Below are 13,475 nucleotides of genomic sequence, written 5' to 3'. Positions count from 1 at the left end.
CGCCCGGCGGTCCGGGACGCCGGAGGGGCTCCTCGCGGAGCGGACAGGAAGACGGGTGTGATCGCGATGTCGGTGCACATGACGCCGGTGCCACGCAGTGCCGTGGTCGCGTACCGGGACGACGGGGTGCTGTCCAGGGGCATGGGCGCGCTGGTGGCCGGGCAGCTCCCGCCACTGCCGCCGGCGATCGTCGGGATGTTCGTGACCGGGGTCCTGCTGCTCGTCGGCGTGGCCGGCACCGACGGCCCGGCGGTGTTCGCCCCCGCGGTCGTGCTGCTGCTGACCGGCCCCGGCAGCTCCCACCCGCACGACGGCAGGCTCGACTGGCTGGTGCCGCCGATCCTGCGCCTCACCGAGTACGGCTTCGTGGCGTCGGTGGGCTTCGCGCACGACGTGCCGCCGGTGCTGGTCTTCACGCTGCTCGGCGCGATGGCGTTCCACCACTACGACCTGGTCTACCGGTTGCGCCAACGGGTCTACCCGCCCTCCTGGCTGGCCTCGGCCGGGCTGGGCTGGGACGGCCGCATGCTGCTGGTCGCGCTCGGCGGCCTCGCCGGGCAGGTCACCGCCGCGTTCGCGTTGCTCTCGCTCTACCTGTGGTGCCTCTTCGCCTGGGAGAGCGTCACCTGCTGGCTGGCCGTCCCCCGCTCCGGGATGGAGGCGGCCGACCTCGGCGCGCACGACTGAGGACCCCGGCGCGCACGGCCCGGGACGCGGGCGAGCCGATCGGGGGTCGTGGCGCGCGCGGTCAAGGGCGTCGGCCACGCGCGATCGAGGACGGTGGCGCGCACGGTCAAGGCCCCCCTCGTACGCGATCGAGAACATTCGGCAAACCCCGGATTACACGATCAGGCCCCGGAGGCAACTAACCTTTGGGGCCTAGGAGTGCCCGCCGGGAGGCTCTCACCCGAATGAGGAGTGCACGTTGCTGGGAATGGTGCTGGCCGCCGGGGCCGGACGACGCCTGCGGCCGTACACGGACACGCTGCCCAAGGCTCTCGTGCCGGTCGACGGCGACACCACGATCATGGACATCTCGCTGCGCAACCTCGCGGCGGCCGATCTCCGTGACGTCGTGGTCATCGTCGGCTACCAGGCGCAGGCCGTACACGAGCGCAAGGCCGAGCTGGAGCGCCGGCACGGCGTGAAGCTCACCCTCGTGCACAACGACAAGGCCGAGGAGTGGAACAACGCCTACTCGCTCTGGTGCGCGCGCGAGTACTTCGACCAGGGAGCGCTCCTGGTCAACGGCGACACGGTGCACCCGGTCTCGGTCGAGGAGACGCTCCTGTCGGCGCCGGCGACGAGCGACATCCTGCTCGCGGTGGACGACGTCAAGAAGCTCGCCGACGAGGAGATGAAGGTGACCCTCGACGAGGACCGTCACCTGCGGCGCATCACCAAGCTGATGGACCCGGCCGAGGCCGCCGGCGAGTACATCGGCGCCACGCTGATCCGCTCCGGCATCGGCGAGCGCCTCGCCGACGCGCTGAAGGCGACCTTCGAGCGCGACCCGCAGCTCTACTACGAGGACGGCTACCAGGAGCTCGTCGCCCGCGGCGAGAAGATCGCGATCGCCCCCATCGGGGACGTCCCGTGGGTCGAGGTCGACAACCACGACGACCTCGCCAAGGCGCGGGAGATCGCGTGCCGATACTAGCCAGGATGTTGCCGGCCCCCCTGTCGATGGAGGTCCGGCGCGGCGCGATCGCCCAGCTCGGCTCGCTGCTGGCCGACAGCCGGGTGGCGACCTCCGGGCGGGTGGCGGTGGCGGTGGGCGCGGGCCAGGGAGATCGGATCGCCTCGGTGATCGCCCCCTCGCTCGGCGAGGCCCGGGTCTTCCGGGTCCCCGACGGCTCGGTGGACGCGGCCGTCTCGCTCGGCGCGGACCTGCGCAAGGGCGCCTACGAGGCGGTCGTGGGCATCGGCGGCGGCAAGACCATCGACGTGACCAAGTACGCCGCGTCGCTGGCCGGGATCCCGATGGTCGCGGTGGCCACCAACCTGTCGCACGACGGGATCTGCTCGCCGGTGGCCTCGCTCACGCACGACGGCGGCAAGGGCTCGTTCGGCGTGCCCATGCCGCTGGCCATCATGGTCGACCTCGACTTCGTGCACGACGCGCCCGCCTCGCTGGTCCGCTCCGGCGTCGGCGACGTGGTCAGCAACCTGTCGGCGATCGAGGACTGGCAGCTCGGCGCGAGCGAGCGCGGCGAGCCGATCGACGGGCTGGCCTGCGCGATGGCCCGTACCGCGTCGGAGGCGGTGATCGGCCGCGGCGACTCGATCGAGTCCGACGCGTTCCTGACCGTGCTGGCCGAGGCGCTCATCCTGTCGGGCATGTCGATGGTGGTCGCCGGGTCGTCCCGTCCCTCCAGTGGCGGAGATCATGAGATCCTGCATGCCGTGGATCAGCTCTTTCCCGGCACCTCCAATCACGGCGAGCTCGCCGGGATAGGTGCCGCGTTCTGTTTCTTCCTCCGCGACGACTCGCGCAGGCTCACCCAGGTCGTCGACTGCCTGCGCGGGCACGAGCTGCCGGTCACCCCCGCCGACGTGGGGCTGTCCCCGGCCCAGTTCACCGAGGCGGTCGTGCTGGCGCCGTCCACCCGCCCGGGCCGCTACACGATCCTTGAGCACCTGCGCCTGTCGGAACCGGAGATTCGCGAGCGGGTGGAGGATTATGTCCGGGCCGTCGGTCGCTGAGCTCCGTGCGGTGGCCCAGCCGCAGTCGACCATGGGCCGCAACAGCGGCGAGCACTGGGCCGGCTCGCTCTACATGCGCAAACTGTCGATCTACGTCACCTGGTTCCTCGCCAAGACGCCGATCACGCCCAACCAGACCACCTGGCTGATGATCCTCACCGGGATCCTCGCCGGCGTGGTGCTCGCGCTGCCGGGTCTGTGGGCGGCCGTGCTGGCGGCCGTGCTGGTCCAGCTCTACCTGCTGCTCGACTGCTCCGACGGGGAACTGGCCCGCTGGACGCGGCGCACCTCCATCACCGGTGTCTACCTCGACCGGGTCGGCCACTACTTCGCCGAGGCCGCCCTGCTCATCGGGCTGGGCTTCCGGGCCTCGCAGGTGCTGCCCGACTGGTACACGGTGGCGGGCTTCGCCGCCGCGCTCGGCGCCATCCTGATCAAGGCGGAGACCGACCTGGTCGACGTGGCCCGTGCCAGGTCCGGGCTGGTCGCGGCCACCGAGTCCTCGGCCGAGCAGTTCGGCTCGCGCGGGCTGGGCATGGCGCGCAGGGCCGCCGCGGCGCTGCGGTTCCACCGGATCGTGCAGGCGGTCGAGCTCTCCCTGCTCGTCGTGGTCGCCGCGATCTGGGACGCGATCGACGGGGGGCTGGCGGCGACGAGGGTGCTGGTGGTGGCCTGCGTGGTCGTCGCGGTGCTGCAGATGGTCCTGCACCTGATCAGCATTCTCGCCTCCAGGCGGCTCTCGTGAGGAACCGGATGGCGGCCGGGCGCGTCGTAGGAGCGGGCACCCCGTTGTTTGGTGGGTGTTCGTCGGTGCTTCCGATACGCTTGTTCCCCGGTAAACGCAGAACCCCAGGCCCGGCCAGATGTGCCCGATCCAGCAGACTCGGTGATCATGAAAGTATGCTCCGTACGTGCTCTCGACGCGTCAAGGCGATGACCCGTTGAAGATCTCGTGCGTCATTCTCACCATGGGCAACCGGGTCCCCGAGCTGGACCGGGCGGTGGAGTCCGCGCTGAACCAGGTCGACGGCGACGTCGAGGTGGTGATCGTCGGCAACGGCGCGGACGTCCCCGAGCTCTCGGTCTCCGTGCCGGCCGGGTCGTCGGCGTCCGTCAGGAGCGTGCGGCTGAGCCACAACGCGGGCATCCCCGCGGGCCGCAACCGCGGCGTCGAGGAGTGCTCGGGCGACGTCGTCCTCTTCCTCGACGACGACGGCTGGTACGCCGACACCGGCCTGGTCGCCCACCTGCGGGAGCGCTTCTCCACCGAGCACGACCTGGCGGTCGTCTCCTTCCGGGTGAAGGACCCCGACGGCGGCATCGGCCAGCGCCGCCACGTCCCCCGGCTGCGCGCGGGCGACCCCGAACGATCCTCCCCGGTGACCACCTTCCTGGGGGGCGCGTGCGCCATCCGCCGCTCGGCGTTCCTCCAGGTCGGCGGGCTGCCCGAGCGGTTCTTCTACGCGCACGAGGAGACCGACCTGGCCTGGCGGCTCCTCGGCGAGGGCTACCGCATCGAGTACGACGCCAAGACCGTCATGTACCACCCGCAGGTCCCCCCCACCCGGCACGCCGACTTCTACCGGCTCAACGCCCGCAACCGGGTCTGGCTGGCCCGGCGCAACCTGCCCTGGGTCCTCGCGGGCCTCTACCTGCTCAACTGGATCATCCTGACGCTGCTCCGCGAGCGTTCGCGTCCCGCCCTGCGCGCCTGGTTCACCGGCTTCGTCGAGGGAGTGCGCGAGCCCGCAGGGGAGCGCCGCCCGATGGGCTGGAACACCGCCTGGCGGATGCTCCGCCTCGGCCGTCCCCCGATCGTCTGACGCGTTCTCACCGTGGACGTGTACACCCTGGGTGAGGCCTTCGGCGTCGTCACCAGCGGCCGGATCCGCCACGAGCACGAGGCCAGGCTGGACGTCACCGGCGCGGAGTTCGTCGTCGCGGTCGGGCTGTCCCGCCTCGGGCACCAGGTCGGCTGGCTGGGCAAGGTCGGCGACGACGAGCTGGGGGCGCGGATCCTCATGGCGCTGCGCGGCGAGGGCGTGGACGTCTCCGACGCCCGGGTGGACGAGGCGGCGGCGACCGGCATGCTGCTGCGGGAGTCCAGGCTCGGCCAGCCCCCGTGGGTCAGCTACTACCGCACCGCCGTCAGGCTCGCCCAGGGCAACGTCCCGATCGACCGGATCGCGGCCTCCCGCGTCCTGCACGTCAGCGGGATCACCGCCGCGCTGAGCGCGCGCGACGCCATGAACGCCGCGATCCGGGCGGCGCGGACCGCCGGGGTCGCCGTCTCGGTGTCGGTCGACTACCACGACCAGCTCTGGCCGGACCTGCGCGAGGCCGAGGAGATCCTCAGCGTGCTGGCCTGCTCGGCCGACGTGCTCTTCGTCCGGCAGAGCGAGCTCGACCTGGTCAAGCCCGCGCTGTCGGGCGACCGGGAGGTCATCGTGATCCGCGGCAACCGGGGCGCGAGCGTCCGGGTGGACGGCGTCCGCCACGACGCGCCGGGCCTGTCCACGCCCGTGGTCGACCGCAACGGGGCGGGGGACGCCTTCGTGGCCGGGTACCTCAGCGCGCTGCTGGAGGGGCTCCACCCCGCCGACCGGCTGCGCCGGGGCTTCCTGCTCGGGGCCTTCGCCTCGTCGGGGCCCAGCGACTGGCAGGGCCTGCCCACCAGGGCCGAGCTGCCGCTGCTGGAACTCGACGCCTGATCCGGCCCCGGCCCCCAGGCCGGACACCCGGCCCGGCTCCGATGTTCGGTTTGGAAGGGCTTAGCATCGCCCGAGTGTCGAACCGCGAACTCGTCGTCCTGGGCACCTCCAGCGCCGTGCCCACCCGTCACCGCAACCACAACGGCCATCTGCTGCGCTGGGACGGACACGGCCTGCTGTTCGACCCGGGAGAGGGCACCCAGCGGCAGATGATCCACGCGGGGGTCGGCGTGCACGACGTCGGCTGGATCTGCCTGACCCATTTCCACGGGGACCACTGCCTCGGGGTGCCGGGAATCGTCCAGCGGATGTCGCGGGACGGGGTGACCGAGGCGGACGCGGCCTTCCCGGCGAGCGGCGCGAATTACTGGGAGCGGCTACGGCACGCGACGGCGTTCCATGACGTCGTACGGATTCACGAACATCCGCTCTCGGGCCCCGTCACCGAACTCGACACCGGCGGCGCGCCCTTCACGCTCACGGCTCGCAGGCTCGACCACCCGGTGGAGGCGTACGGCTACCGCCTGGCCGAGCCCGACGGCGTCACCATGCTGCCGGCCGCGCTCGCCGCCCGCGGCGTGCGCGGCCCGGACATCCGCCGCCTTCAGCGGGACGGTCGCGTCACCGCTCCGGACGGCCGGACGGTGACCCTGGAGGAGTGCAGCGTGCCCCGCCCCGGCCAGAAGGCGGCCTTCGTCATGGACACCCGGCTCTGCGATCCGGTCCTCGAACTGGCCGACGGGGTGGATCTGCTGGTCATCGAGTCGACCTTCCTGGACGAGGACGCCGTCCTGGCGCGCGACCACGGGCATCTCACGGCCGTACAGGCCGGCCGGGTCGCCTCCGAGGCCGATGTCCGGAGGCTGGTCCTCACCCACTTCTCCGAGCGGTACCGCACCGAGGACGAGGGGCGCTTCGCCGAGCAGGCGGCCTCGGTGTTCGGCGGGGAGATCGTCGTCGCCCGCGACCTTGAACGCGTCGCCGTCCCGCCGCGCGGCCCCCTTCCACCCGGCTGACCGGCGGGCGTCCGCCGGGAGCGCGGTGCGGTGCCACCGGAGGGACCCGGTCGGTCCGGCCCGGCGGGACCGGCGGCGGGGTGGGAGAGCGGCGGGTCCGCGACGGGGGGTCAGATGGTCAGGGCTCCTTGGCCTCGTCGAAGACCATCGACATGTGGGAGACCGTGGTCGTCATCAGGGCGCGCCTGGGCAGGCCGAGCTCGCTCAGCTCCTTGGCGATCGAATGGTTGCCCAGCCGGATCAGCGCGCCGCCCGGGCGCGCCCGCACCCCCCGGGGGGACATCGACCACGGGACGCGGCGGGTGACGCCGTCCAGGTGGCTGTAGGCGTCCAGGGCGGTCATCATCCCGGGGCCGGGCACCGGGACGCCGGGTTTGATCAGCAGGTCCAGCACCATGCGCCCGTCCTTGCGCAGGATGCACCGCTTGTAGGGGGTGGACAGGCGCAGGTCGATGTCGGCGAGCTCCTTGGGGAAGCCCCAGATCGAGCGGCCCGCCTCCAGGGTGAAGCCCTGGTCGACCGGGAGCCAGTGGATGAACGCCCCCGCCCCCGTGGCGCGGAGCTCGGCCAGGTTGGCGCGGAGCCCTCCGCCGGGAGCGTGCCCCGCCCCGGGCGGCCGTACCAGGAAGGCGATGCCGAACTCGTGGTACGGGTCGAGATCACCGTCGACGTAGTCGGCGAACATCAGCGTGCACAGGGCCTTGCGCGGCAGCACCTCGGCGATCTCCAGGTGCGAGTAGGCGATCACGGCTCGCGCGGCGTCCGCCCGGACCAGGTAGGAGGCGGCACAGACCGAGACGTCGCGGATGCGCACCGGCATGGCGATCTCGCGCCCCTGGATCAGATGACGTGCCATGCCTCCAGTACACCAATCTCCAGCCTCGACGTCACTGTTTTTCCTGCCCATTCCTCCAGCATTCCTATGTATTGACCTGCTTGGTCTGGCCAGTTGTGATGCGCCAGAGCCTCGGCGTGGCCGCGTGCCCCCATCTCCGCGGTCCCCGCCGGGTCGTCCCGCAGGGCCAGCACCGCGCCCACCACGGCCCCCGCGTCCCCGAAGGGGACGACGACCCCGCATCCGGTCCGCCCGACCAGCGCGGACGCGGCGGGCAGGGGAGTGGTGACCACCGGTACCCCGCGCGACATGTAGTCGACGACCTTGGAGGGCAGCGGACGGCGTCCCGGCGCGGCGCGCGGGAGCGACAGTCCGGCGATCGCGCCCTCGGCCATCCGCAGCGCGTGCCGGTTGGGCACGTGGCCGTACCAGTCGAGCAGGCCCTGCCGCTGAGCGTCCCGCAGCAGCGGCCTGACCCGGGCGTCGGCCGAGCCGATCAGGTCGAGCCTGATCCCGTGCGGGAGCAGCCCGCGGGCCGTGGCGATCAGCTCGTTCACGCCGCCGGACTCCGAGAGGTGGCCGATGTGGACCACCCGGTTCCGGCCGGGCGGCACGGGCGGGCCGGCCGGCACGTAGGCGGCGTCGGGCACCACCGGGTGGGAGCCGTCGAACCGCTCCCCCAGGGACTCCTCGGACAGGACGATGCGCAGGTCACGCTCGGCGCGGGCCTCGGCGCGGCGTACCAGCGCGGACATGACCCGGCGCGGGTGCCAGGCCGCGCCGTCGCCGGCTCCCGGCGGGTTCTCGCGCGGGGCGCGCACGTCCCAGACCGTGACGGGACGGCGTCCGGGCAGCCGGAACAGCAGCTCCATGTCGTGCACGATCAGCAGGTCGGCACCCTCCACGCCGCGCCCGAGGGCGCCCCGGGCGGCCTTGAGCGCGCGCCCGCGGTGGTTGCCGATCGCCCGTGGCACGTCGATCGCGCGGATCGGCGGATCCGGGGTGACGTTGCAGTCGGTGAAGGGGGCGACATAGGTGATCTCGTGGCCGGCGTCCAGAAGCGCCCGGATCTGCCGGTGCATGATCCGGGCGTCTTCCGGGTGACGAACGATCGTGGCGACACATACCCGCATACGCCGATGGTGGGCGTTCGTTCCGTCCGCACCGGAGGGGTTGGGTTAACTATCGGGGAACCGCCGCCGAACTCTCCTGGTCGCCGGGCCGGGTGGGTCCCCGCGTCCCCGCGGGTCCGGCGAGTCCCGCGGGCCCCGCGGGCCCCGCGGGTTCACCGGGTCCTCGCTGCTCCGGTCCCGTGGACCCCGCGGGCGCCTGGGCGGTGCCGGCGGGTGCCGGGGACGGCCTGCGGTAGAGCCAGACCAGGCGGGGTTCGAGCATCCACTTGAAGAGCCTGCGGGTCTCGGGCAGGCAGAGCACGATGGCCAGGGCCAGCGAGCTCGACGCGATCGCCGCCACGCCCAGGGGGCCGTACAGCCAGGGGAAGCTCAGCCAGCCCTGGTCCTTGGCGATGACCACGACGACGCCGTGCAGCAGGTAGGCGTACAGGGTGCGGGTGCCGAGGTCGGAGAACCAGGTCTCGCGCCTGGGCACCAGCGCGAGCACCGCGAACGTCATGACCAGCGCCGCGACCAGCACGGCGGCGCGCACCCCGACCCCCAGCCACCAGGTCATGTCCATGGCCTTGAAGCTGTAGCGGAAGTAGACCGGGTCGAGCGGCACGCGGGGCGCGGCGACGATCGCCACCCCGGCGGCGGCGACCAGGACGACCGCCGAGGTGATCCTGACCCAGAGGGGCTTGAGCAGGTCGAAGTGCTCGGGCTTGAGCAGCAGGCCGAGCACGTAGAACGGGAGCAGGCCGAAGAAGCGGTCGATGCTGAAGTCGCCGGAGATCTCCGAGAAGCCCGCGGCCATGTAGATGACCACGGCGACCAGCAGCGGCCGGCGCATCCGCGTCCAGATGGGCGTGGAGATCCGCCACAGGACCAGGGCGAGCAGGTACCAGTTCAGCCAGGCCGGGTCGATGATCGTCAGCGTCCACTTCTGGCCGAGCGCGAAGCGCAGCAGCGCGTAGCCGATCTCCACCACCACGTACGGGATCAGCAGGGTGTCGACCAGCTTGTTGATCTTCGCGTTGGAGTTCCAGAAGTTGCGCCCCAGGTAGCCGCTGATCAGCACGAACGCCGGCATGTGGAACATGTAGATGAACAGGTACGCGGCCTCCGCCGAGTGCGCCTTCAGGGTGGGCACCAGCGAGTGGCCCGTCACCACCAGGGCGATCAGGACGAACTTCACGTTGTCGAGGTAGGGCTCGCGCTTCTTCTTGACCGGGGCGGCGGGCTCCTCCTCGGCGACCGGCTCGCGTTCGCGCTCGGCCCGCCGCTCCTGCTCGGCCGCGGGACCCTGGCTCCAGAACGAGGGCTCGCCGCCCTGGCCGCCGGCGTTCTCCCAGTAGGAGAAGGGGCGTTCCCGGGGAGCCTGGACGGGCCGCCCGATAGGCGGTGCGCCCTGCGGGGCCGGAACGCCCTGCGGGGACGGGGCGCCCTGCCGGTACGGCGTGTCCTGCGGCGCGGTCCGGGCCGCCCCGCCCGGCGGGGGCGTGCCGTACGGGTGCGCGCCCGTCTGCGGAAGGGAGGCGGGCGGGTGACCGTACGGCGAGGAGGCGGGCGGTTGGGCGTGCGGGGGGGCGGGGTGGGGATGAGCGGGCGGGTGGGCATGCTGCGGGGAGGCGGGCGGGGCACCCAGGTCCGGCCGGGGGGCGGGCACCCGGGAGGCGGCGTACGGGTCTGAGCCGTGCGGGGCGGGGGTGTTCGAGGCGGCGGCCGGGGAGGGGCCTTCCTGACCCCATCCGAGGCTCTCCTGCCCCCACGACTGGTCGTCGCGCGCCCAGAAGGAGCTCTCCTGGGACCAGGCCGGGTCGTCACGGCCCCAGGAGGAGCCCTGGGGCACCGGTTCCGGCTCCAGCGGCCTGGACAGGTCGAGCGGGTCGCGGGAGTCGTACGGCTCGACGGAGCGGGCGTCCCGGTACACCGGGTAGGCGCCCCACTCGGTGACCTCGCCCGGGCCGTCGTCGCGCGTGTCGCGCGCGTCGTCGCGTGTGCCGGGGAACGCGTCGTCGCGCCCGGTGCGGCGGTCGTCGTCCCGGCCGCCGTGCCGGGACGACCGGCCGAAGGTGGTCGCGCCCTGACCGGGCGGCTCCGGCCACGAGGGCCGGTGGGACGCGGCGGATCCGTGACTCCCGTGGGACCCCGGGGAGCCGGGCTCCAGGCCCTCCTGGGCGGAGGGGCGCGGCCCGCCGGGCTCGGGCCAGGGGGGACGGGACGTTCCGAACCCCATCGGCGGCGTCCGGGACGCGTCGGGCTCCGGGACGGACCTCCGGCCCTGCCCGGCGGCGGGCCGGTCGGGGCCGGCGCCGGAGTCGCCGTCGTCCTGCGGGCCCGGCACCTGGAAGGATCGGATGTCGCTCACGGGGGAAGGCTCAGCTATCTCTCGGAGACCGGGGGAGCAGTCGGGCGGACCGGCGGGGCGCCCGGAGCGGTCCGGGATGCGCGGGGGTTCGCCGTGTCGCCCTCACCACCCTAAACCGGCCGTGCGCCCCCTGTCGCACACCCGCTTCGATTCCGGAGGTTCCCGGTTAATCGTGACCGTCCACGACCGGCCCGGGAACCCGCCGTCACGCCCGTCGGTTCCCGCGCGCCGTCGGCCGCCGGTTCCCGGGCACCCCGTCAGACCGTGACGACGACCTTCCCCGAGGCGTGCCCCTCCTCCTGGTACGCCAGGGCCGCGGGGATGTCCTCGAACGGGTAACGGCGGTCGATGACCGGGGTGAGCCTCCCGTCCTCGATGAGCTCGGTCAGCGTCAGCAGGTTCCGCCTGTTGTCGGTGCACCCGACCACGTCCACCAGGACCGTTCTCTGCGGCACGAACGCGGACGTCGCGAGCGCCCAGAGGACATGGCCGACGGGCTGCACCCATCGCCCGGCCGGCCCGCCGACGACGGCACAGGTCCCCGTGCGGGTCAGCACACGCCGGTACGCCGGCCCCGCGTGACTTCCCGCGATGTCCAGCACCAGGTCGTAGCGCCGCCCGTTCCGGGTGAAGTCCTCGGCGGTGCGGTCGACGACCTCGTCCGCGCCGAGCGATCGGACCAGCTCGACGTTCCGGGTGCCGCAGACACCGGTGACCTCCGCGCCGAACGCCTTGGCGAGCTGTACGGCGAACGTGCCCACCCCTCCCGAGGCCCCGTTGACGAGAACCCTCTGCCCCGGCCGGACCCGTCCGGCGTCCCGCAGGCCCAGCAGGGCGGTGAGGGCCGCCAGCGGCACCGCCGCCGCCTGCTCGTACGACAGGTTCTCCGGCTTCGGCGCCAGCTCCTCCGCCCGGACGCACGCGTACTCGGCGAAGCCGCCCCGCTTGGGCATCCCGAAGACCTCGTCGCCGGGGCGGAACCCGGTCACGTCCCGGCCCACCGCCTCGACCCGCCCCGCGACGTCGGCGCCCAGGACGGCGATCTTCGGTCTGCGCAGCCCGGGACCCTTGCCCATCAGGCGCGCTATGTACGGCTCCCCTCTCATGAGGTGCCAGTCGTAGGGTTGCACGGAGGTGGCGCGTACCCGGACCAGCACCTCGTCGTCGGCGGGTACGGGCGTCTCGATCTCGGTGAGCTCCAGGGCGTCGGGCGGACCGTACGAGCGCAGGACGAACGCCTTCATCGACACTTCTCCTTCATCGTGGGCGCGGGCGCGGGTCCGGGCGCCGGCCCGTGGAGGCCGTCACACCCGCACATCGGCCGGGGCGCGTCGCGGCCCGCGCCGGTGGACCGGCGGTGCCGCCGGCCGGATGGCGGCGAGCACGTCCCGAGCCGCGCGGGATCAGCGTAGGAGCCCCGCGTGAAAGGCCCATCGGCCGAAAGTACGCCCGATCGGCGGACGATCGGGCAGGGTGGATCGGGCCGTTCCCGCGATGAACCGCCACCGTGCCGGCGGTCCGGTTCAGGTCCTGACGCGGTCGGTCTCGTAGGCCCACATCGCGATCTCGACGCGATTGCGGGCGCCGAGCTTGGCCATCAGGCTGGCGACGTGGGTCTTGACGGTGCTGAGGGAGATGTACAGCTCGGCGGCGATCTCGTTGTTGGTCCGCCCGCGCGCCACGGCGGCGAGGATCTGCTCCTCCCGGCCGGTGAGCGCCTCGACGGGCCGCGCCGGGGTCGCGCCGGCGGTGCGGGTGAAGGCCCCGAGCAGGCGCGCGGTGACGCTCGGGGCGATGAGCGCGTCGCCGTCGGCGGCGGCGTGGACGGCCTGGGAGAGCAGGACCGCGCCGGCGTTCTTGAGCAGGAACCCCCGGGCGCCGGCCCTGAGCGCGGCGTACACGTACTCGTCCAGGTCGAAGGTGGTGATGACGACGACGGCGAGGGGGTCGGCGACGTCGGGCCCGGCCAGGAGGCGGGTGGCCTCGATGCCGTCGACGCCGGGCATGCGGATGTCGAACAGGCACACGTCGGGGCGCAGCCGCCGCGCGAGCTCGACGGCCCGCAGCCCGTCGCCGGCCTCGCCGACGACCTCGATGCCCGGCTGGGCGTTGAGGATCATCGTGAGCCCGGTGCGGACGATCTCCTGGTCGTCGGCGACGAGCACCCGGACGCTCACGTCGCCGCTCCGGTCCGGGGCAGCACGGCGGTCACGGTCCAGCCCCGCTCCGGGTCCGGGCCGGCCACGCAGGTGCCGCGGAGCAGGTGGGCCCGCTCGATCATGCCGATGAGCCCGTATCCCGGCGACGCGGCCGGGTGGACGTGGCCGTCGCCGTCGTCGCTCACGCGCAGGCGCACCGACGTGTCGTCGGCGGTGACACGGACCTCGACGCGGGTGGCGTGCCGCGCGTGCCGCCTGGCGTTGGTGACGGACTCCTGCGCGAGGCGGTAGATCGCGGCCTCCACCGAAGGGGGGAGGCCGCCGAGATCGCCCGAGATCTCCACGTCGACGGCCGGGCCGGAACCGCCGTGGTCCGCGAGGTGCTCGATGTCGGCGATGCGCCGGCCGGGTGCCAGGTCCGCCGGACGGTCCGTGCGCAGGACGCGGACCATGGCCTGCATCTCGGCGAGGGCGCGTCCCGCCTCGGCCTCGATCACGCGGAGCGCGTCGGTTGACCGCTTCCCCGATCGCCAGGTAGAAACTCGCCTTGTCGGTGACGTGTGTT

The 13,475-nt window shown here is 73.0% G+C and carries 13 protein-coding genes; 7 read left to right on the top strand and 6 right to left on the bottom strand.

Translation table 11 applies throughout. The features are described 5' to 3' along the window. Positions 1 to 66: 66 nt before the first annotated feature. The 7 genes from AB0G16_RS03025 (at position 67) to AB0G16_RS02995 (ending at position 6,433) form a co-directional block, all read left to right on the top strand. Positions 67 to 687: a DUF5941 domain-containing protein gene (locus AB0G16_RS03025; protein WP_362798268.1), complete on the top strand. Its 621-nt coding sequence runs from the start codon at positions 67 to 69 to the stop codon at positions 685 to 687. Between the two features lie 238 nt (positions 688 to 925). Next, positions 926 to 1,660: a phosphocholine cytidylyltransferase family protein gene (locus tag AB0G16_RS03020; RefSeq protein ID WP_362797756.1), complete on the top strand. Its 735-nt coding sequence runs from the start codon at positions 926 to 928 to the stop codon at positions 1,658 to 1,660. Positions 1,661 to 1,665: 5 nt separating this feature from the next. Then, the gene (locus tag AB0G16_RS03015) at positions 1,666 to 2,706 is read left to right on the top strand and encodes an iron-containing alcohol dehydrogenase family protein (RefSeq protein ID WP_362797754.1); all 1,041 of its coding nucleotides are present in this window, start codon (positions 1,666 to 1,668) and stop codon (positions 2,704 to 2,706) included. Continuing rightward, the gene (locus AB0G16_RS03010) at positions 2,684 to 3,451 is read left to right on the top strand and encodes a CDP-alcohol phosphatidyltransferase family protein (RefSeq protein WP_362797752.1); all 768 of its coding nucleotides are present in this window, start codon (positions 2,684 to 2,686) and stop codon (positions 3,449 to 3,451) included. Before AB0G16_RS03015 ends, AB0G16_RS03010 begins: the two co-directional genes overlap by 23 nt. A gap of 196 nt (positions 3,452 to 3,647) precedes the next feature. Further along, positions 3,648 to 4,529: a glycosyltransferase family 2 protein gene (locus AB0G16_RS03005; RefSeq protein WP_362798265.1), complete on the top strand. Its 882-nt coding sequence runs from the start codon at positions 3,648 to 3,650 to the stop codon at positions 4,527 to 4,529. 12 nt (positions 4,530 to 4,541) lie between these two features. After that, entirely contained in the window at positions 4,542 to 5,417 is an 876-nt protein-coding gene (locus AB0G16_RS03000) for a sugar kinase (RefSeq protein WP_362797750.1), read from the top strand. 74 nt (positions 5,418 to 5,491) lie between these two features. Continuing rightward, positions 5,492 to 6,433 carry a ribonuclease Z gene (locus tag AB0G16_RS02995; RefSeq protein WP_362797748.1) on the top strand — a complete coding sequence of 314 codons (942 nt, stop codon included), beginning with the start codon at positions 5,492 to 5,494 and terminating at the stop codon, positions 6,431 to 6,433. A 118-nt stretch (positions 6,434 to 6,551) separates the two neighbouring features. Here AB0G16_RS02995 and AB0G16_RS02990 read toward each other — a convergent pair whose 3' ends face one another. The 6 genes from AB0G16_RS02990 to AB0G16_RS02965 all read right to left on the bottom strand — a co-directional run bounded on the left by AB0G16_RS02990 (position 6,552) and on the right by AB0G16_RS02965 (position 13,407). Next, complete coding sequence (locus tag AB0G16_RS02990; RefSeq protein ID WP_362797746.1) at positions 6,552 to 7,289, bottom strand: acetoacetate decarboxylase family protein; 738 nt, start codon at positions 7,287 to 7,289, stop codon at positions 6,552 to 6,554. Next, a complete protein-coding gene (locus tag AB0G16_RS02985) occupies positions 7,274 to 8,401 on the bottom strand; it encodes a glycosyltransferase (protein WP_362797744.1) in 1,128 nt (375 codons plus the stop codon). Before AB0G16_RS02985 ends, AB0G16_RS02990 begins: the two co-directional genes overlap by 16 nt. Before the next feature lie 49 nt (positions 8,402 to 8,450). Next, positions 8,451 to 10,751: an acyltransferase family protein gene (locus AB0G16_RS02980; protein ID WP_362797742.1), complete on the bottom strand. Its 2,301-nt coding sequence runs from the start codon at positions 10,749 to 10,751 to the stop codon at positions 8,451 to 8,453. 257 nt (positions 10,752 to 11,008) lie between these two features. Further along, positions 11,009 to 11,995: an NAD(P)-dependent alcohol dehydrogenase gene (locus AB0G16_RS02975; RefSeq protein WP_362797740.1), complete on the bottom strand. Its 987-nt coding sequence runs from the start codon at positions 11,993 to 11,995 to the stop codon at positions 11,009 to 11,011. A gap of 279 nt (positions 11,996 to 12,274) precedes the next feature. Then, positions 12,275 to 12,928 (bottom strand): response regulator transcription factor, encoded by a 654-nt coding sequence (locus AB0G16_RS02970; RefSeq protein WP_362797738.1) that lies wholly within the window; start codon positions 12,926 to 12,928, stop codon positions 12,275 to 12,277. Continuing rightward, positions 12,925 to 13,407, bottom strand: coding sequence for an ATP-binding protein (locus AB0G16_RS02965; RefSeq protein ID WP_362797736.1), 483 nt, complete (start codon positions 13,405 to 13,407; stop codon positions 12,925 to 12,927). Before AB0G16_RS02965 ends, AB0G16_RS02970 begins: the two co-directional genes overlap by 4 nt. Positions 13,408 to 13,475: the final 68 nt, after the last annotated feature.

Source organism: Streptosporangium sp. NPDC023615 (assembly GCF_040640155.1).
Classification (GTDB): Bacteria; Actinomycetota; Actinomycetes; order Streptosporangiales; family Streptosporangiaceae; genus Streptosporangium.
The sequence above is the reverse complement of the archived record's forward strand: the minus strand, read 5'-3'. Positions and strand labels throughout refer to the sequence as shown.